Below are 17,874 nucleotides of genomic sequence, written 5' to 3' on the forward strand. Positions count from 1 at the left end.
GCCGGCCCGAGCGCGCCAGAGCCCACCCGAGCCCGCTGGCGCTCACCCGCCTCAACGCGCGGTCGCCGATGCCCGACACCGGGAGCCTGGACGGCGACCTGCGCACTTACGCGGCCAACGTGGCCCGGGAGATCACCGGACCCGACGGTCTGGCGCTGCTGCGCCTGGCCGTCGCCCTGTCGAACAACGGTCAGCAGGGTCTGCAGGCGCGTGACGACCTCCTCGCCGAACGCACCCGGCAGCTGCAGTCCATGCTCGATCGCGCCCGCGAACGTGGCGAGCACGCACCCGACGCGTTCGGCGTGCTCGACCACATCCTGGCCCCGATGTATATCCGCGTCTTGTTCGGCATGGGCCCGCTCACCCCGGACTACGTCGACGGACTGGTCGACCGATTGCTGTGACCTCAACCCGGTTCCCGGGATCAGCCCTCTGACGCGGCGCCAGGGCTCCGTGACGTGCTGTACTGCATGCCGTCCCGCCTCAGGCATCCGGCCTTTGGCTGGCTCACGCGGCCTGGCTGAATCCGTCGGCCGGCGGGCCGTCGCCGCGGATCGGGCTGAAGTCGACCTGGCTGACGCCCCGTCACATCCAATCGGGAACACACTTACGAGCCGCCGGCGCACCTACCCGACCCCGCCACCAGCGCGGCCGGCCGGACGCACCCGCGCATCGACCACCCACCGCCGGGGCGGGCACGGGACCACATCCGTGCCCGGCTCCCAACGGTGGAGCTCCCGGCCGGGGACTCCGACCCGCGGCCCTCGCATCCATCCGGCCGCACGCACTCATCGTGCCAGCCCCGGCCGACATTCCTGAAGGCTGACTGGGATCGACAACCGACCCCGGCCACTTTCGGACAGCCGCCGACAGCGGCCGACGGTCCCCGACCAGCCGTGGGCGATTGCCGCCGGGCGACTCCCGGCGCCGCACCCAATGGCCGTCCCTCTCGCGCCGGGATGGCGACACGGATAGTAGATTCATAGTCACCATCCGTGATATCCAGCAGGTGACAGCATGCGCCACCCCCGCCCGCACCCCACTCCCCGCCCCGGCGTACCGGGCCACCGCGGCCACCGCCGCCGACGAACCGTTGCCGTGCTCGCCCTGACGGCCGCGCTCGCCGTCCCCTTCGCGGGGCAAGCCGCGCAGGCCACCACCGGCCCGGCCCTCACGGACAGCAGCACCGCGGGCAGGACGGGCACCACCGGCGCCCCGTGCACCGCCGCCCAGCGGCAGGCCGCGTTCGCCGCCGACCGGGCCCGGGTCCTGGGGTGGCTCGGCAACTCCACGACCATCAACAATTGGCCCGAACTGATCGAGTTTGGCACCAAGGGGTGGACCGGTCTGGTGCACGGCTTCATGAGCCAGCAGGGCCTCGGCGTCACCATCATCCGCCCCAAGTCCCCCATGTCGGCCACCAACGTCCTGATCCCGGTGGCCGGAACCCCCGCCGCCTTGCCGGACAACATGCCCGACGCCCTCTGGTACGCGCCCGACCCCAGGGCGACCAACCCCGCGGACCCGCACAATCCGTCGTTCCCGTACCACCTGGCCGGCTGGTCATACAGCGCCGACTACAACTTGGCCCAGTACCCGGTGGACCGCGGGCCGGCCTGTCTGACCCGTGACGACTGGCTGGTGCACGAACGCGGTATCCACGACGCCGCCACGCTCGGTTTCATCCCCGAGCCGCCCGCGGAGGAGTTCAAGGGCCAGGACCCCGGCAACGCGCCGATCGACCCCTGGGAACTCTTCCAGCACCCGGGAGTCACCCACAACCGCCTCTGGATGACGGACCTCTGGCTCGGCGCCAACGGCAGCGTCGCCTCGTCGTTCACCGACCCTTACGAGTCCATCCAGGGGGTCGACCCGCACTACGGGTCGTGGTACTTCAAGCCGCCCGCGGCCCCCTGATCCTCCCGGCCAACGGCGCGGTGCGCATCTGACGCGGCCTCAGCGCAGGCCGTCGAACCAGGCGCGCACCGCGCCGCCGTCCCTGCCACCGGCGATCAGGGCGATGTGGTTGTCCGGGCGGACCAGCACCAGCGCGTCCTCCTCGATGCCATAGGCGCGCCGGGCGTGCCCGCCGGCATCGTCGATGTCGTAGCCACCATCCTGCCCGGACGCTCCCACCGCATGCGCCACCACCAGGTTGCCGTGGGCCGCCGTCACCTCGGCCAGTGCGCGCCCGGCGGTCGCGCCGAACCCGAGCAGCGTGAAGTGCGGCCCTGCGAACAGCTCGAACAGCCGCACCCGACTGCCGTCCGGCGCGGCGCAGGGTGCGTCGGGGGCCCGATCTCCCGGACGCAACACGGCGGTTGCCCGCCCGGTCGCGAGCGAGCTCCAGCGATAGCCCTGCCCCAGGGTCGGCACGGCGGCGGCCTCGACGCCCGCGCCCGGCTGCCGCACGGCGCGCATGGCCCGGTCCAGCCGCTCACTGGTCACCTCCAGGGTCCACGCCGCGACCGGGATCCGCTCCTCGTCATAGCTGTCCAGCAGCCGGCTGCCGGCCTGACCCATGAGCACCAACGCCAGCTTCCAGCCCAGGTTGTAGGCGTCCTGGATGCCGGTGTTCATGCCGAGGCCGCCGGCGATCGGATGCACATGGGCGGAGTCGCCGGCCAGGAAGACCCGCTCAGCTCGGAAGCGGTCGGCCATCCGGACGTTGACCCGCCAGGTGGAGAGCCAGTCGGCGTCGCGCAGCCGGACCCCGGGCATCCCGGCGTAGCGGTCGAAGAGGCGCTGGAAGCCTTCCAGCGACGGCGGGAGCGGCCCGCCGTGCTCGTCCGACTCCGGGGTCGCCTGGAGCTGGAACTGGTCGGTGCCCGGGATCGGCCACAGCATGATGCCGCCGTCGGCCGTGAACCACTGGTGCCAGTGGTCGCGGCCGAGACCGTCGGCGGCCACATCGCCGCAGACCATCGTCTGGGCCGGCCCGGTCCGGCCCTCGAAGGGGATCTCGAGGGTGCGCCGCACCAGGCTGCGTCCGCCGTCGCAACCGACCAGGTACCGGGCCCGGATCCGGCGGCCGTCGTCCAGTGTTGCGGTCACACCGTCCTCGTCCTGAGTGAACCCGGCGAGTTCGGCGCCGAGTTCGGGGTGCACCCGGTGTGCGGCGAGGCGGTCGCGAAGGATCTCCTCGAACCGCCACTGGCCGAGGAAGACCGGGCTATCGAACGGCGCCTCCGGGGTGGGCCGTTGGTCGGCGACGGGGTCGGTGTCATTTACGAAGGCGCCGTCGAAGTACTTGCGGTAGATCTGATGTGCGGTGCCCGCGGCCACGACCTGCTCGGCGACGCCGAGGTCCTCCAGGATCTCCAGGCTGCGCGGCTGCAGCGTCTTGCCGCGGGACTCCCGGTGGTAGGCGATGCGCCTGTCGATCAGGCGCACGGGGACGCCGTGGCGGGCCAGGTCGCAGGCAAGAGTGAGGCCGGTAGGCCCGGCGCCCACGATCAGCACGGCGGTTTGTTCTGTCGTCATCTGTCCTTTGCCCCTTGGAAGTTCGGATGGCTCAGTGGGAACCACCCAACCTGCCCCGAGCAGAAAATGCAACTCGGTAATACATTTAACCGGGTTGCCCATCGTGCTAGCCTTGGCTCCATGGCCATGCCGAACGGATCCCCCGGACTACGGGAGAGCAAGAAGCAACGCACCCATCAGCACCTCGCCGAGACGGCCCTGCGCCTCTTCCTCGCGCACGGCTTCGACGCGGTGTCGGTGGCCGATGTAGCCGCAGCCGCTGAGGTGTCCAAGCCGACCCTGTTCCGGTACTTCGCCGGCAAGGAGGACTTGGTGCTGTGCCGCTTCGCCGACCACCAGGACGAGGCGGCCCGGATCGTGCGGGCCCGCGCCACCGGCGCCACGCCCGTGCGGGCATTGCACGAACACTTCCTGGCGGCCCTGCGCGACCATGACCCGATCACCGGGCTCTGCGACAGCCCCGAGGTGGTCGCCTTCCAGCACCTGCTCTACTCAACCCCCGCCCTGCAGAGTCGGCTCCAGCACTACACGGACCGCGAGATCGAGCTCCTCACCGAGGCCCTGCGGCCGGCCGCCCCCGACGGTCTCAGTGCCCGACTGGCCGCCTGCCATCTGGTGACGGTCCGCCATGAGCTCGGGCAGCAGAACTGGCACCGCATCGCCGCCGGCCGGCTGGCGGCAGCCGTCCTCCCGGAGGCACTGGCCGACGCCGACCGTGCGTTCGGCATGCTGTCCGGCGGACTGGACGACTGCTTTCAGCAGCGCGGTTGATCCCGATCAGGCGGGCATCGGCCGGAGGCGCACCAGCGCCGTGGCGGGCGCTCGCCTCTGCCTGACCCCCGTCAGCTGAGGGGGAACCACCGTTCAGGGGCTGTCACTCGGGCATCGCCGTGTCCTACCGTCGGAGCATGGGCGATGAGTTGCTCGACGCCGAGCGGTGCACGCAGGCCGCCGCCGACCGCAGCGGTGTCACCGTGCGGGCGCTGGTCGGCCTGGCCGAGGTGCGGTGCGCCGCCGAACTGCTCAACCGGGTCTGGCAGGCGCAGCCCCCGGAGCCGGTGGTGCCGCCTGCGGTGCTGCGGGCGTATGAGTACTCGGGCAACTACCTCGCGGGTGCGTTCCGGGGATCCCGGCTGGTGGCCGCCGCGGTGGGGTTCCTCAGCCCGGGTGACCGGTTGCACTCCGACGTGCTCGGCGTCCTGCCGGTGAGCGCGGCACCGGGGTCGGCTTCGCGGTCAAGCAGCACCAGCGCGCCTGGGCGTTGGGCCACGGATTGCACGAGGTGCGCTGGACCTTCGACCCGCTGCTGCGCCGCAACGCCCGGTTCAACCTGCGCAGCCTGGGAGCCGAGGCGGTGGCCTACCTGCCGGACTTCTACGGACCGTTGAGCGACGGCCTGAACGCCCTGGAGGAGACCGACCGGCTCGCCGTCCACTGGCGCCTCACGTCCGAACGGGCAACCCAGGCCGCGCGGCGCCGACTGCCCAAGCCCGACCGGGCGGTGCCGAGCGGCGCCGAACTGGTGGTCGACCACCAGGGCACCCCGGCATCCGCCACTCCTGATGCCCCCGCCCAACTGGTCGCGGTCCCACCCGACATCGACCTGCTCCGCGCCAACGACCGCCCGGCCGCCGCACACTGGCGCCGCGTGGTGCGGACCGCGCTGATCACCGCACTGGCGGACGGCTACCGGATCGCCGACTTCACCAGCGACGGCTGCTACCTGCTGCTGCCGCACTGATCGGACGGCCTTGCGCCACTTGAGCTGCACGGGACGTGCGATACCGTCGACCATGACCGACATCGATCAGCAGTTGGAGTACTGGGACACCACCGGCGCGGTGAAGACCTTCACGCACCCGGTGGCAGCGGAGTGGCTGGCCGGGCTAGGCGACGATGCCCGGGTGCTCGACTACGGGTGCGGGTACGGGCGGTTGGCGGGGCAGCTCCAGGAGCTCGGCTTCCGCATGATCGAGGGAGTGGACCTCTCCCCCGCCCTGGTCGCCCGGGCTCGCACCACGTGTCCCGGTGCCCGGTTCAGCGTGCTCACCGACCCGCCGCGGCTCGATCTCCCGGACGGCGGCACGGACTTGGCCCTGCTGTTCGCCGTTCTCACCTGCATCCCCACCGACGAGGGCCAGTGCGGGGTGGTCGATGAACTGCGCCGGGTGCTGCGTCCCGGCGGGCTGCTGTACCTCAGTGACTACTGCCTCCAGCCGGACGAGCGCAACCAGGCCCGCTATGACCGGTTTTCGGCGAAGTACGGCAGCTACGGCGTCTTCGAGACCGGTGACGGCGCGGTCTGCCGTCACCATGCGCCGGAGTGGCTGGGTGAGTTGCTCGCCGGGTTCGAGGTGGTCCGCACCCGTGAGATCGACGTCGCCACCATGAACGGCCATCCGGCACGCATCAGTCAGTGGCTGCTCTCCCGAACGGACGCCTGAACAGCGCTCGGTGTGGTCTGCTCCCCGCACACCGCACCGACGCCACCCGGGCCGTGGGCTGCAGCGCCATCGAGTAGATCCGCACCGGCTGCCCCGAGCGTGAGACCGCGTCCCGCTCATGGGCGAGGCCGGTCTTCTCCGCCACCCGCTGGGACGGCCTGTTCGCCGGATCGATGATGGCGATCAGCCGCTCCACCTCCAGGACGTCGCGGGCGAGGTCACGGCAGGCGGCGGCCGCTTCGGCGGCCAGGCCCTGCCCCTGGAGCTCGCCCGCACGTGGTAGCCGACCTCGATCTCGGTGACTCCCTCGATCAGTTGGGGCGTCAGTCCGCAGTCGCCCACGAACTCGCCGGTCTCCCGCAGGGTCAGCAGCCAGAGGCCGAACCCGCGCTCCTGGTAGAGCCGCTGGTTCCAGTCGATCCAGCCCTGGGCCTGCCGACGGTCCATCGGCTGCGGGTAGTAGCGCATCACGGCCGGGTCGCCGAGCAGCGCCGCCATGTCGTCGAGGTCGTGGTCGGTCATCTGACGGGACGCCCGGCGGGCGGTGGGTTCAGGGGTCAGGGGCTCGTGACTCATCCGTCATTGATCCCCCCGGACGCCTATCGCCGCTGCCCGGCTTCCTGCGCGAGGCCCGCGAGGCCCGTGAGGTCGACCGGGTAGTCCTGGCCGAAGTCGGCCGACCGGCTCAGCGGCTCCCAGGCGGCCGCCTCCTCCAGCTGGCCGCGCGAGTAGTCCTGCGCCATCTGGACGGCACCGGCCCCGAGGAGGAGGTGGGAGGGCAGGTTCGGGTGCTTGACGAGGCGGACCAGGATCTCGCCGGCACGGTCGGGGTCACCCGGGGCGGACATGCCGTTGAACAGGCGCACCATCTCGCCCACCGTCGACTCGTACTCCGGTGCGACCTCCGGGACCTTCATCGAGGCGCCGGCCCAGTCCGTGGCGAAGCCGCCCGGCTCCACGACCAGGCACCTGATGCCGAACGGCGCGGTCTCGGCCGCCAGCACCCGGGTGAAGCCGTCCACGGCGAACTTCGCCGCCTGGTAGGACCCGAGCCCGGGGTTGCCGCCGACGCGACCGCCGATGGAGGAGAACTGCACGATCGTCCCGCCGCCCTGCGCCCGGAGGACCGGGATCGCGGCCGTCGAGACGTTGTAGACGCCCCAGAAGTTGGTTTCGAACTGACGGCGGAAGTCGTCCTCGGACGTGCTCTCGATCGCCGAGGTGTTGGCGTATCCCGCGTTGTTGACCACCACGTCGACCCTGCCGAACTTCTCCCGCGCCGCGGTGAACGCGGCCCGGGCCGCGGCGGCGTCGGTGACGTCGAGCGCCACGGGGAGCACGCGGTCGCCGTACTTCTCGACCAGGTCGGCCAGCTGCTCGGGCCGGCGGGCGGTCGCGACGACCTGATCGCCGGCCGCCAGGGCGGCGCCGGCGAGGGAGCGACCGAAGCCGCGCGAGGAGCCAGTGATGAACCAGGCGTGGGTGTGTGTACTCATACTCCTAGCGCAACACAGTTGCGTTATTAGCGCAACCCTGTTGCGGTAACTTTGGACTACTTACCGAAACCTTGTTTCGTTACGCTGGGGCCATGACCACGGCTGACTTCATACGAGCCCGTAGCCCCGAGGCCAAGCGGGCCCGCGAGGATGCGATCCTCGCGGCGGCGGCACACCTGGCGGCCGCGAACGGCGTCCGGGAGGTGACCGTGACCGCCATCGCCGACGAAGTCGGCATGCACAAGTCCGCGATGCTGCGCTACTTCGAGACGCGCGAGGACATCTTCCTGCGCCTGGCGGCGAACGCCTGGCAGGACTGGTCAGCCGAGGTGCGCGGCCGCCTCGATGCCATCACGCCCTGCCTGGCCGCCGGCGGGCCGGTGTGGGACCGGACCGCCCACTCGATCGCCGACGCCTTGGCCCGGTCACTGGTGGCCCGGCCGCTGTTCTGCGACCTGCTGGCACACACCCCGCTGAACCTGGAACGCAACGTCTCCACCGAGAGCGTCCGGGCGTTCAAGAAGACCGCCATCGCGGAGGTCACGAAGATCAGTGCCGCCCTGGGCACGGTCACCCCGCTCGGCCCCGACCAGGCGCTCAACGTCGTGACGACCGCCACCTCGATGGCCGGATCCCTGTGGCAGATGGCCGCGCCCGGCACGCGTCTGCGCGCCTTCTACGAGACCGACCCCGAACTGGCCCACTCCGTCGTCGACGTCGAGCCCCGGCTGGCCGACATCCTGGCCGCCCTGCTCACCGGCTACGCCGCCGCTTCGGGGGCGGCGCGGGCACCGGAGCACTGACCAGGCGCTTGCTCGGCACGGGCCCCTGACCTCGACACAGGCCCCTGCCCAAGCACCTGTTCACCCCAGCCCACCGCCACACCGGCCCGCTCCCCCGCCTGCCCGTACTGCCGGTGCGGCCTGACGGCGCGCCATACTGACCGTGCATGACCAGTCACCGTACCCACGGCGCTTCCGGTGGGCAGTGGCGGGTAGCCATGCCCGGGCAGGGAGAGGTGCGGAGATGACGGATCGACAGGTCCCGGGCGGGCGCCGGGCGGCCGGGCAGCTGGAGGGCGTGGTACTGGCCGTGCTCTGGGCAGCCGGCGGCCCGCTGACCGCGTCCCAGGTGAACACCCTGCTGCCCGGCGACCTCGCCTACACCACGGTGGTCACCATCCTGTCCCGCCTGCACGACAAGGGCACCCTGCGCCGCGAGCGGGTCGGCCGCGGCTACGCCTACGCCCCGGTGCGGGACGAGGCCGCGCACACCGCCAGCCAGATGCACTCACTGCTGCAGCGCGGTTCGGACCGCGGGGCGGTGCTGGCCCGGTTCGTCTCGGACCTCACCGACGAGGACGAGGAACTGGTGCAGCGCCTGCTCGCCGCCCACGTCGACCCGGTCCACGGCGCCGCGGGCCATGCCGGCACGAGCCACCGCGGCGGCCACGACAACCCGAAGGGCTGAGCAGTGGGCCCCAGTTTCCTCGCCCCGCTCATAGTCAGCGGCACCCTGGCCCTTGCCGCACCCCGCCTGGCCACCCGGTTGGCGCCCCGCCCGGCCGCCTGGGCGCTCGCCACCGCCGGCGCGTCGGCCGCGACGACCTGGCTGGGCGCCCTGGCGCTGCTGGCGTTCACCGGCTTCGGGCAGATCCGGGCGGTGGCCGACCGGGGGCTCTGGTCGGTCTGGTACCTGCGCAGCCAGGAGCCGGTCAGCCGGCTGGGGGCGGGCCTGTGCGGCCTGCTGCTGCTCCTCGGGGTGGCCCTGGTGCTGCGCGCCTCCTGGCGGCGCGGCCGGGTGCTGCTGCAAGCCCGGCACCGCTGCCGCACCCTGCCGGTCTCCGGCGACCTGGCGGTGCTCGACGATCCGGTCCCCGAGGCGTTCGCACTGCCCGGCGCCCCCGGGCGGGTGGTGGTGTCAACGGGGATGCTGCGCGTGGTGGCGGGGGTCGAGCTGGCCGCACTGATGGCGCATGAGCGGGCCCATCTGCGCCATCGCCACCACCGCTTCCTGCTCGCCTACCAGCTGTGCGCCGCCGCCTGCCCGCTGCTGCGCCCGCTGGCGCGGGAGGGTGCCTTCGCCGTCGAGCGCTGGGCGGACGAGGAGGGGGCCCGGGCGGTCGGCGACCGGGCCGCCATGGCCCGTGCCGTGGGCCGGGCCGCGCTGGCCCGCAAGACCGACCCCGGGCCGCAGGCGCTGCCGGCGGCCACCGGCGGTCCGGTGCCGCGCCGGATGCGGGCGCTGCTCGCGCCGCCGCCGGCCACCCGCCGGGCGCCGCTGGCCGCCGCCGCGACGCTGGCGCTAGGGTGCCTGGTCAGCCTCGGGTTCGCCGCGCACACCACGGAGGACCTGTTCCGGGCGGCACGGCACGCGTACGTCCAGCGGCACCCGGGGGCCGGCGCCAACGGCGACCGCGACTGACCGACCGGCCGCACCGGCGCCCGAACCATGGCGCCGCGACCGGCGTCCTCATTCCCAGGACGTCCCGGCTGCCTCGGCCGTCGCTTCCCGGCCGGAAAGTGACGCGGCCCTGAACACGAACTACTACACGCTGTAGATTGACCTTTCGTGCCCGGCCCGGGCGCGACCCGCGAATGGCTCCACGAGCGATTCATACTGCCACCGACGGTGCTCGGCGGGCAGGCCTGCCCGCCGAGCAGGTCCGGCTCGCCGTTCACCCCGACGACCAGGACCCGCCCATGACGCTCACGCCCACCACCCGACCACCGACCGCGGAGGCCGCGGCCGCCCCGGCCGGTAGACCGGGACGCCGCGGCCTGCTGCCCGCCGGCTGGATCCGGGTCGGACGGCCTGCGTGGTGGGCCGAGCTGGTGCTGATCATCGTGGGCTGGGTGCTCTACAACGACACCCGCAACGCCGTGCCCGGCCAGCGGGACGCGGCGCTGCGGCGGGCGGGCGAGGTGCTGGGCTTCGAGAAGCACCTGCACCTGAGCTTCGAGCAGTGGGCCAACCACACGGCCGACCACACCACGTGGCTGATCGTCGGGATGAACTACTACTACGCCACGCTCTACATGGTCGGCCTGATCGGCGTGCTGCTCTGGCTCTACTGGCGCCACCCCGAACAGTACCGGGCCGCACGCACGGCGCTCTGCGTCACCTCGGGCTCCGCGCTGCTCGGCTTCTACTTCTTCGCGCTGGCCCCGCCGCGCTTCCTGGCCAACGCGGGCTTCATCGACACGGTGGTGAAGCACCACACCTGGGGCTCCTGGGCGTCCGGTTCGGTGGACACCGTCTCCAACCAGTACGCCGCGATGCCGTCCATCCATGTGGCCTGGGCCTCGTGGTGCGGCATCGTGATGTTCCGGCTCGCCAAGAACCAGCTGGTGCGGGCGCTGGGTGTGGTGTTCCCGCTGACCACGTTCGCGGTGATCGTCTGCACCGGCAACCACTTCGAGGCCGACGCCGTCGCGGGCGCGACGATCGCGTTCCTCGGCTTCGGTGTGCAGCGGCTGCTCACCGGCCGCCCGGCCTTCCCACCCCGCGGCTGACGCACCAGCGCCCGCAGGCATCGCCCTCCCCGGAGACCACCGGGGAGGGCGATGTGCTTTTCGGCGATGTGCCTTTCAGGCGATGTGCCTTTCGGGCAATGTGCCTTTCAGGCGATGTGCTTCGCAAGACACCAAGGGCGGCAGGGCAGTGTCAGACGAGCACCACCGGCGCACCGGTCAGCTCGATGCCGGCGTCCCGCATCTCGGCCATCGCGGCCTCGGTGCTGTCGTGGGCGACGCCGGCCGTGTAGTCGAGCAGCACCCGGGCTTCGAAGCCGGCCTTGACACCGTCCAGCGCGGTCGCCTTCACACAGTGGTCGGTGGCGATGCCGACCACGTCGATCTTGCTGACCTGGTGGGCGTGCAGCCAGGCGGCGAGCCCGGTGCCGTCCACCGCCGCCCCCTCGAAGCCGCTCTTGGAGGCGGAGTGCGCGCCCTTGTAGAACACCTCGTCGACCGCCCCCGACGCCATCGCGGGCTGGAAGGCGGGGTGGAACTCGCTGCCGGCGCTGCCGGCCACGCAGTGCACGGGGAAGGAGTCGCGGAAGTCCGGGTGGTCGGAGAAGTGTCCGCCCGGGTCGATGTGGTGATCACGGGTGGCCACCACGTGCGCGTACCGCGCGCCCCGGGCCCGGTTGGCCAGCGCGGCGATCGCACCGGCCCGCTCCGCGCCGCCCTTCACCGGAACGCTCCCTCCTTCACAGAAGTCCTTCTGTACGTCTACGACGATCAGTGCACGGTGCACGTCAGCCCCTTCCGCCCTGGAACCTGAGGTTCCATCCGTGCCCCACCTCTTCCGGACAGGCGCGGTATCTGACGGGTATTCACCCGACTGGCGGCATCCGGCTGGCGCATCCGGCAACCGTCACACACGCCCCGCCCGCGCCCCGCGTACCACCGGCTGGAAGATGTCACCGAGCGGCGCGCGCCCGCCCGCCGCCCCCACCTCGGCGTACCACTCCCGCCCGAGCAGCAGCCCGAACAGCGGCGCCGGCATCCGGACCAGCGCCCGCATCACCGGAGCCAGCCGGCCGGTCCCCGACACCTGCGAGCGGTGCGCGGCCAGCGCCCGCTGCTTCTGCCCGGCGTAGCGCCGCACGTCGATCCGGTGGGTGATCGCCGACCGCGGCGTGAAGGCGTTGCCCAGCACCTCGGGGTCGTAGCGGAACGGGATGCGCAGCAGCCGGATCGTCCGCACCAGTCGGGCCACCCCCTCACGCGGCAGCGTGCCCTCCAGTACCCGCCCCACGCCTGCCAGTTCGGCGGCCAGCCGGCCGACCTGGTGCACCTTGACGTGGTCCTGGTGCCCGTAGCCGCCCGCCGCGTCATAGCTGAGCAGCAGCTCGGCCTTCTCCTCGCACAGGATGGCGGCCAACTTCGCTGCGGCATCGGCCGGTTCGGCGCGGGCGAAGCGGATGCGATCCGGCGGGTCGGGGTAGAGCACCGGGCCGTGCCCGCTGTCCGCGTAGCCCAGATGCACCACCCGGGCCACACCCAACACCTCGGCGCTGGCCCGCAGTTCGGCCAGCCGCGGCGACTCCCCCGGGCCGCGCTCGCCGATCTGGTCGGTGGCCACCACGACCGCCACCCGGTGCCCCGCCGCGGCGGCTCGCGCCAACGTGCCGCCGGTCAGCAGCACTTCGTCATCCGGATGGGCGTGGAAAGCCACGACGGTTGCCATGGCGGCATTGTGCCGCACCCGGCCGCAAGATCGTTCGGCGCGCCTGGAGTTCCGCATGACCAGTGCGGAGTACCAGAGCCTGCTGCGCAGCTACTCGGGCCACCGGGTGCTGGCACCGGCCGCGCGGGCCGCCCTGCTGGGCTGCCTCGGCAACCTGATCGACCGTCGGCACGGCGGCCGGATCACCAAGCGCTGTCCGACCCGGCTGCTGCTCGCGCGCCGCCTCAGCTGAGCCCGCGCTCGGCGGCGGTCTGGGCCGCGTTCCGCCGGGCGATGGCGACGGCCTCGGCGATGGGCAGGTTGGCGGGTTCGCCGTGCCCGGGCAGGATGAGGTCGACGTCCAGGGTTTCGAAGGCGGCGAGGGTGGCGCGCGCCTCGGGCTCCGAGTGGGTGAAGAACCACGGGATCAGCTGCGGGCCCTCGATCGGCGACAGCGCGTGCCCGGTCACCAGTGCGTCACCGGTGACCAGGGCCCCCGGTCCGGGCAGGTGGAAGGCGAGGTGGCCGGTGGTGTGCCCGGGGGCCGGCAGTGCGACCGGTCCGCCGGGCAGGTCGAGGGGGCCCGGCGGGATCGGGGTGGCGTCCGGGATCGCGGGGTCGTCCAGTGCCCCGACCCGCAGCACTCGCTCCATCCACGGCAGCAGCAGCTCCTGCGGCGCCTTCTGCACGTCCGCCACCGTCGCCTGTTCGAGGAACTCCCGCCGGGCGTGCCGCACTTCGACGTCACCCGTGTACACCGGGATGCCGAACCGGCGGTGCAGGTCCTTGACGGCACCCATGTGGTCGACGTGCGCATGGGTCAGCAGCACCGCCTGGACGTCCTGCGGGCGGCAGCCCAGCGAGCGGATCGACTCCTCTACGGCCGGCGCGTCCCCGGGCCAGCCGCCGTCGATCAGCGTCAGGTCGCGGCCGTCCCGCAGGATGATCCAGTTGACGGCCGTGCCTTCGAAAGAGAAGACGTTCTGGGCTACTTCGGTCATGGTGACCATTGTGCCAGCCCAGGTGTCAGCGCTTGTGCGCCGCGTCAAGCGTCGTGGGGAGCCTCGCCCGCCACCACCGTCACCGGGATGCCGTCTCCCGCAGCCTGGGCCAGCCGGTCGTGGAGGGCCTGCGAGGCCACCCCCTCTGCGGTGCTGGTCACTTGGACGCCCGAGGCGTCGCTGGCGGGCCCGACGGTGTAGAGCGGGAAGCCGAGCAGCGTCGGCATCAGCTTGCCGACCCGTCCGGCCGCGCTGACCAGCGTCTGCTTGCTGTACCGGCAGGCATACAGGTCGAGCCTGCTCAGGTCGATGTCCGGGTGGGCCTGCTTGGCTGCGGCGGCCAGGGCCTGCCCCTTGTTCAAGTCCGTGACGCAGAGGGCCACATGGCCCCTCGGGTAGTCGGTGATCTGCGAACCGTAGATGTCGGCGTAGTCACCGGTCCCCTGTTCGCCGACGGCCTGGGTCAGCGCCTCGGCCTCCGGGGTGTTCCCGGGCGTCGAGTCCTGGCCGGTCGGCGGCGCGGTGGGCACCGCGGTGGGCAGCGCGCCCTGCCACTCGGCCGCGGTCGGGCAGGACCTCGCGCCCGCGCTGTGGGCGGGCTCCTGCTGGGGCCCGTGTACCACCGGACTTCCGCAGCCCGCGAGGGCGGTGGCGATGAGCAGGAGCAGCGCGGCGTTGAGGCTACGGGGCAAAGTCGACTCCGAGGACTTCCGAGTTCCACTGTGTGGTCCTCCCTATGATGTGCCCACGCGCTGGGCGGTTCCACCGGCCGATCTGACGATCCGTGAGGACCGTAGGATCGTGATCATCATCAGCTGATCACGGCAGGGGGAAACGATGACGGAACGGCTCGCGGTGGTGTCGGGCGGCGGCACGGGGATCGGCAAGGCGATCGCACGCCGGCTGGCCGGCGACGGGCACCGGGTGGTGGTCCTGGGACGGCGCACCGAGGTGCTGGAACGGGCCCGCGAGGAGATCGACGAGGCGGTCGGCGCCGCCCGAGTGGTACCGGTCGGCGTCGACCTGACGGACGCTCGGCAAGTCGAGGCGGCCGTCCAGCGGATCGCCCCGCTCGGCCCGGTGGACGTGCTGGTCAACAACGCCGGCGCCGTGATCACCGCCCCCGCAGACGACTCGCTGCCCGCGCTCGCCGAGGCCTGGCGACGCGACCTGGACACCAACCTGGTGACGGCCGTGCTGCTGACCACTGCCCTGCTGGACCGGCTGCGCCGCCCCGGCGGCCGACTGATCGTGATCAGCTCCGCCGCTGCCCAGCGCGGTGGCGCCGGCTCGCACTCGGCCGGCTCGTACGCCGCCGCGAAGGCCGCGCTGCACGGGTGGGCGTTCGGTCTGACCCGGCAGCTCGGGCCGGACGGCATCACGGTGAACGTGCTGGCACCCGGCTATGTCGCCGACACCGAGATCTTCGGCGACCGCTGGAGCGAGCGCTTCCACGCCGAGAAGGTTGCGGACACCCTGGTCGGCCGCGCCGGCACCCCCGAGGACGTGGCGGCCGCCGTCGCCTACCTCGGCTCCCCGAGGCGGGCTATCTCACCGGCCAGGTGATCGGCCTCAACGGCGGTGCCGTGCTGGGGCGGTAGCAGCCGTCCGGCCCTGCGAATTTCGGTGCCAGGCCGTAGTTGCCGCTGATGTTCCCGCTGGGCGCTACCCATGATCACCCGGCCAGGAACTCCGCCGCGCGGGCGCCCCCGGTGCGGATGTCGGCGAGGTCACGGGAGATGTGCACCTCGGCGTCGGGGAGCAGGTCGGCGAGGGCCTCGGCGGTGGCGACCGGGTGGCTCGGGTCGGTGTCCCAGGCCAGCACCAGTGTGGGGTGCGGCAGTTGACGCAGGGCCTGCGGGTCGGGCAGGTCGTTGGCGGCGGCCGCGCGCAGCACGGTCGGCATCAGCTCCTGCGACACGTCGAAGACCGGGGGAAGTCGGTGTCGGCCAGGATCGGCGGCCGGCCGAGGCGCATCGCGGTGTGCAGGGCGGCCTTGCCCTGCTGCGCCACGGTCCGCGCGGCGGCGCGCAGGACCTCGCGGCGGCCCTCCCCGGCCTGCCAGGCGACGCCGGGCATGGCCAGCACCAGCCGGTCGAAGCGCTCGGGCTCCGCCAGGGCGGCGTGGAGCACGGTGGCCGCGCCATCGAGGAGCCGATGGCATGGACCCGGTCGCCGGGGGCGAGGTGGTCGCAGAGCGCCCGGAGGTCGTCGGCGAGCGCCGGGTAGGCGTAGTCGGCCTCGACCGGGCGGCCGGTGGATTCGCCGTGGCCGCGGGCGTCGTACTCGGCCAGGCGCAGCCCTGCGGCGGCGATCGGCGACCAGTCCAGGAACCCCGACCGCCGCTCGTGGTCCCGGCTGGAGAGGGCGCCGTGGGCGTACACCGCGAGCGGGCCGGTCCCGGTGCTGCGGTAGGCGAGGCGGGCGTGCGGGACGTCCAGGGTCTGCGAAGCGGGCACGGCGGCGCGGTCCTTCCCAGGGCAAGCCGGAGATCAACAATGTCACGATCGTCATCAAGGCCTTGATGACTGTCAATCCACTTGCGCACCCGCATCGGCTTGTACCATCTGCCCATGGGAATGCCGGTCAGTGAACGCCTCGGAATCGACATCCGCCACGCCGAGCAGGAGCTGATGGCGGCGAAGCGGGCCGCAGTGGACCCGGCCGGGCTCACCGTGCCGCAGTACGCCACGCTCTTCGTGCTCGCCGAGAACTCCGGGATCAGCGGCGCCGCACTGGCCCGAGCGTGCAACGTCACGCCGCAGGCGATGGCCGTGGTGCTGAAGAACCTCACCGACCGCGGGCTGGTCGAGCGCGCCCCGCACCGCTGGCACGGGAACGTGCTGGAGACCCGCCTCACCGAAGCCGGCCGCACCGCACTCGAGTTGGCGGACGCCCGGGCCAGCGCCATCGAGCAGGCCATCGCCGATGAGCTGACCGCCGCGGAGCGCGAGCAACTGCGCGCCCTGCTCGGCCGCTGCACGGCGGCGATCCAGCGTGCCGCCGGGGAGCAGCGCCCGGGCTAGGACGCGCGGCTGCGCTCGTCGTCACGTCGTCGGTCAGTCGCGGTGCAGTCGTCGGTCAGTCGCCGGCCGGGTCCGCCTCGCCCGCCGATTCGCCCGCCGCCTCGTCCTGCGCCGCACCGTCCGGCAGCGGGAGGGCCGGCTTGCCGCGCCGCGCCATCTCGGCCTCGAAGAGCTGCTGGAACTCCTTGGCCGGGCCGTTCAGCACGATCGGCGAGTCGTCGTCCAGATCGATGCCCTGGGCACGCAACTTCTGGTCCGCCACCATCACCGGATCCTCCGGGTCCGGGTCGGACGGGCGCGGCCCCTCCGGCCCGTCGGGCCCGAACCGGACCATCCGTTCGACCCGGATGATCCTCAGGAACCGGTCCTCGACGGTCAGTTCGTTGCAGCCGGTGCTCTCCAGCATCTCGGCCGCCGCAGCATACGCCTCGCGCTCCTCCTGGGAGAGCCCGCGGTAGACCGGATCGGCCACCCGCAGGTGCATCGAGAGCACGTCCCGGGCCCGGAACGGCGTGGGGCAGTCCACGATGCCGGCCGGCACCCACTTGCCCCACTGCCGCTCGGCGACCGAGAACGCCGCGGGCAGCAGCACCACGCCGGGGTGGGTATGACCGGCCTGCACCGCGTCGTCGTAGGTGGCGGTCGAGGTGCGGGCCCGTCCCGGGACCAGCTGGATCAGGTCGGTCTTGAGGATGCCCTCGGACATGCCGGTCGGCACGGTGGGGTCGAGGACGAAGCCCTCCGCCGGGTCCGGGCCGCCGGTCCGGCCGCGCAGTTCCGGGTCGTCCGGGTCGTCGAAGTCGCTGGAGCGCGGCGGCTCCGGCCCGTCCGGCCCGGTGCGGATGAACCGCTCCACCCGGATCACCCGGTAGCGGCCGTCCAGCTCCACCTCGTCGATCTTCTCCCACTCCAGCCGCTCGGCGATCGCCAGGTACCGCTGCTGGGTCTCGGTGTCGCCGGCCTCCGCCACCTCGGCCGCCTGCTCGCGGGCCAGCATGCCCATCACCTCGCGGGTTCCCTGCGGGGTGAGCCCGAGGCTCGACACGACTTGCCAGCCGCCCTCCTCGCGCTCCCGGGCCACCGTGTACATCGGACTGCCCGCCGAATGCAGGTCGGGGTATCCGTCGCGCGCCTGCCATGCCTCGACATCCGCGAGCTCCGCCGCCGGACCGTCCGGCGTGGTCACCCGGATGGTCAGGTAAGCAGGAGCGCTGTCAGCGAAGTTCACCATGGCGCACATGATGGAACC

At 72.5% G+C, this 17,874-nt stretch carries 20 protein-coding genes and 2 pseudogenes; 12 read left to right on the forward strand and 10 right to left on the reverse strand.

The genetic code is table 11. The features are described from left to right. Positions 1–35 precede the first annotated feature (35 nt). Together E6W39_RS00425 and E6W39_RS00430 are read left to right on the forward strand one after the other, a co-directional pair. Positions 36–404 (forward strand): annotated as a pseudogene (locus E6W39_RS00425) (TetR-like C-terminal domain-containing protein); the annotation flags it as partial. Positions 405–1,017: 613 nt separating this feature from the next. Beyond that, positions 1,018–1,917, forward strand: a complete 900-nt coding sequence (locus E6W39_RS00430; RefSeq protein ID WP_141631714.1) for a hypothetical protein — start codon at positions 1,018–1,020, stop codon at positions 1,915–1,917. Between the two features lie 39 nt (positions 1,918–1,956). On the opposite strand, the gene E6W39_RS00435 is transcribed toward E6W39_RS00430, so the two are convergent. After that, positions 1,957–3,483: an FAD-dependent monooxygenase gene (locus E6W39_RS00435; RefSeq protein ID WP_141631715.1), complete on the reverse strand. Its 1,527-nt coding sequence runs from the start codon at positions 3,481–3,483 to the stop codon at positions 1,957–1,959. A 120-nt stretch (positions 3,484–3,603) separates the two neighbouring features. Between E6W39_RS00435 and E6W39_RS00440 the strand changes: the two genes are divergently transcribed. The 3 genes from E6W39_RS00440 (at position 3,604) to E6W39_RS00450 (ending at position 5,927) form a co-directional block, all read left to right on the forward strand. Beyond that, positions 3,604–4,254, forward strand: coding sequence for a TetR/AcrR family transcriptional regulator (locus E6W39_RS00440; RefSeq protein WP_228717856.1), 651 nt, complete (start codon positions 3,604–3,606; stop codon positions 4,252–4,254). Between the two features lie 511 nt (positions 4,255–4,765). Then, complete coding sequence (locus E6W39_RS00445; protein ID WP_141631716.1) at positions 4,766–5,224, forward strand: hypothetical protein; 459 nt, start codon at positions 4,766–4,768, stop codon at positions 5,222–5,224. Positions 5,225–5,276: 52 nt separating this feature from the next. Further along, complete coding sequence (locus E6W39_RS00450) at positions 5,277–5,927, forward strand: class I SAM-dependent methyltransferase (RefSeq protein ID WP_181799000.1); 651 nt, start codon at positions 5,277–5,279, stop codon at positions 5,925–5,927. Here the strand turns inward: E6W39_RS00450 and E6W39_RS43885 are convergent. After that, positions 5,893–6,503: pseudogene (locus E6W39_RS43885) on the reverse strand (GNAT family N-acetyltransferase). The gene E6W39_RS00450 and the pseudogene E6W39_RS43885 sit on opposite strands and share 35 nt — an antisense overlap. 23 nt (positions 6,504–6,526) lie before the next feature. Further along, positions 6,527–7,423 (reverse strand): SDR family NAD(P)-dependent oxidoreductase, encoded by an 897-nt coding sequence (locus E6W39_RS00460; RefSeq protein ID WP_141631717.1) that lies wholly within the window; start codon positions 7,421–7,423, stop codon positions 6,527–6,529. Positions 7,424–7,515: 92 nt separating this feature from the next. On the opposite strand from E6W39_RS00460, the gene E6W39_RS00465 reads away from it, so the two are divergent. The 4 genes from E6W39_RS00465 to E6W39_RS00480 all read left to right on the forward strand — a co-directional run bounded on the left by E6W39_RS00465 (position 7,516) and on the right by E6W39_RS00480 (position 10,938). Continuing rightward, positions 7,516–8,226 carry a TetR family transcriptional regulator gene (locus E6W39_RS00465; RefSeq protein WP_141631718.1) on the forward strand — a complete coding sequence of 237 codons (711 nt, stop codon included), beginning with the start codon at positions 7,516–7,518 and terminating at the stop codon, positions 8,224–8,226. A gap of 223 nt (positions 8,227–8,449) precedes the next feature. After that, positions 8,450–8,893 carry a BlaI/MecI/CopY family transcriptional regulator gene (locus E6W39_RS00470; protein WP_141631719.1) on the forward strand — a complete coding sequence of 148 codons (444 nt, stop codon included), beginning with the start codon at positions 8,450–8,452 and terminating at the stop codon, positions 8,891–8,893. Positions 8,894–8,896: 3 nt separating this feature from the next. Next, positions 8,897–9,847: a M56 family metallopeptidase gene (locus tag E6W39_RS00475; RefSeq protein ID WP_141631720.1), complete on the forward strand. Its 951-nt coding sequence runs from the start codon at positions 8,897–8,899 to the stop codon at positions 9,845–9,847. Between the two features lie 278 nt (positions 9,848–10,125). Next, positions 10,126–10,938, forward strand: coding sequence for a phosphatase PAP2 family protein (locus E6W39_RS00480; protein WP_141631721.1), 813 nt, complete (start codon positions 10,126–10,128; stop codon positions 10,936–10,938). A gap of 151 nt (positions 10,939–11,089) precedes the next feature. Here the strand turns inward: E6W39_RS00480 and E6W39_RS00485 are convergent, their stop codons facing one another. Together E6W39_RS00485 and E6W39_RS00490 are read right to left on the reverse strand one after the other, a co-directional pair. Then, a complete protein-coding gene (locus tag E6W39_RS00485) occupies positions 11,090–11,683 on the reverse strand; it encodes an isochorismatase family protein (RefSeq protein WP_141631722.1) in 594 nt (197 codons plus the stop codon). A 120-nt stretch (positions 11,684–11,803) separates the two neighbouring features. Further along, a complete protein-coding gene (locus tag E6W39_RS00490; RefSeq protein WP_141631723.1) occupies positions 11,804–12,619 on the reverse strand; it encodes a PIG-L deacetylase family protein in 816 nt (271 codons plus the stop codon). Positions 12,620–12,674: 55 nt separating this feature from the next. On the opposite strand from E6W39_RS00490, the gene E6W39_RS38885 reads away from it, so the two are divergent. Beyond that, positions 12,675–12,851 (forward strand): hypothetical protein, encoded by a 177-nt coding sequence (locus tag E6W39_RS38885; protein ID WP_181799001.1) that lies wholly within the window; start codon positions 12,675–12,677, stop codon positions 12,849–12,851. Here E6W39_RS38885 and E6W39_RS00495 read toward each other — a convergent pair. Both E6W39_RS00495 and E6W39_RS00500 read right to left on the reverse strand, forming a co-directional pair. Further along, positions 12,844–13,599 (reverse strand): MBL fold metallo-hydrolase, encoded by a 756-nt coding sequence (locus E6W39_RS00495; protein ID WP_141631724.1) that lies wholly within the window; start codon positions 13,597–13,599, stop codon positions 12,844–12,846. The genes E6W39_RS38885 and E6W39_RS00495 overlap by 8 nt on opposite strands. Before the next feature lie 44 nt (positions 13,600–13,643). After that, positions 13,644–14,291, reverse strand: coding sequence for a hypothetical protein (locus tag E6W39_RS00500; RefSeq protein ID WP_181799002.1), 648 nt, complete (start codon positions 14,289–14,291; stop codon positions 13,644–13,646). 145 nt (positions 14,292–14,436) lie between these two features. Between E6W39_RS00500 and E6W39_RS00510 the strand changes: the two genes are divergently transcribed. Continuing rightward, a complete protein-coding gene (locus E6W39_RS00510) occupies positions 14,437–15,165 on the forward strand; it encodes an SDR family NAD(P)-dependent oxidoreductase (RefSeq protein WP_323808962.1) in 729 nt (242 codons plus the stop codon). A gap of 109 nt (positions 15,166–15,274) precedes the next feature. Here the strand turns inward: E6W39_RS00510 and E6W39_RS00515 are convergent, their stop codons facing one another. Continuing rightward, positions 15,275–15,520 (reverse strand): alpha/beta fold hydrolase, encoded by a 246-nt coding sequence (locus E6W39_RS00515; protein WP_141631727.1) that lies wholly within the window; start codon positions 15,518–15,520, stop codon positions 15,275–15,277. After that, positions 15,505–15,732, reverse strand: a complete 228-nt coding sequence (locus E6W39_RS00520; protein ID WP_141631728.1) for a hypothetical protein — start codon at positions 15,730–15,732, stop codon at positions 15,505–15,507. The genes E6W39_RS00515 and E6W39_RS00520 overlap by 16 nt, the downstream gene beginning before the upstream one ends. A gap of 440 nt (positions 15,733–16,172) precedes the next feature. On the opposite strand from E6W39_RS00520, the gene E6W39_RS00525 reads away from it, so the two are divergent. After that, on the forward strand, positions 16,173–16,625 hold the full coding sequence (locus E6W39_RS00525; protein ID WP_228717858.1) for a MarR family winged helix-turn-helix transcriptional regulator: 453 nt from the start codon (positions 16,173–16,175) through the stop codon (positions 16,623–16,625). Between the two features lie 55 nt (positions 16,626–16,680). Here E6W39_RS00525 and E6W39_RS00530 read toward each other — a convergent pair whose 3' ends face one another. Continuing rightward, on the reverse strand, positions 16,681–17,856 hold the full coding sequence (locus E6W39_RS00530; protein ID WP_181799003.1) for a DUF5954 family protein: 1,176 nt from the start codon (positions 17,854–17,856) through the stop codon (positions 16,681–16,683). Positions 17,857–17,874 lie beyond the last annotated feature (18 nt).

The sequence above is a fragment of the Kitasatospora acidiphila genome (assembly GCF_006636205.1).
Lineage (GTDB): Bacteria > Actinomycetota > Actinomycetes > Streptomycetales > Streptomycetaceae > Kitasatospora > Kitasatospora acidiphila.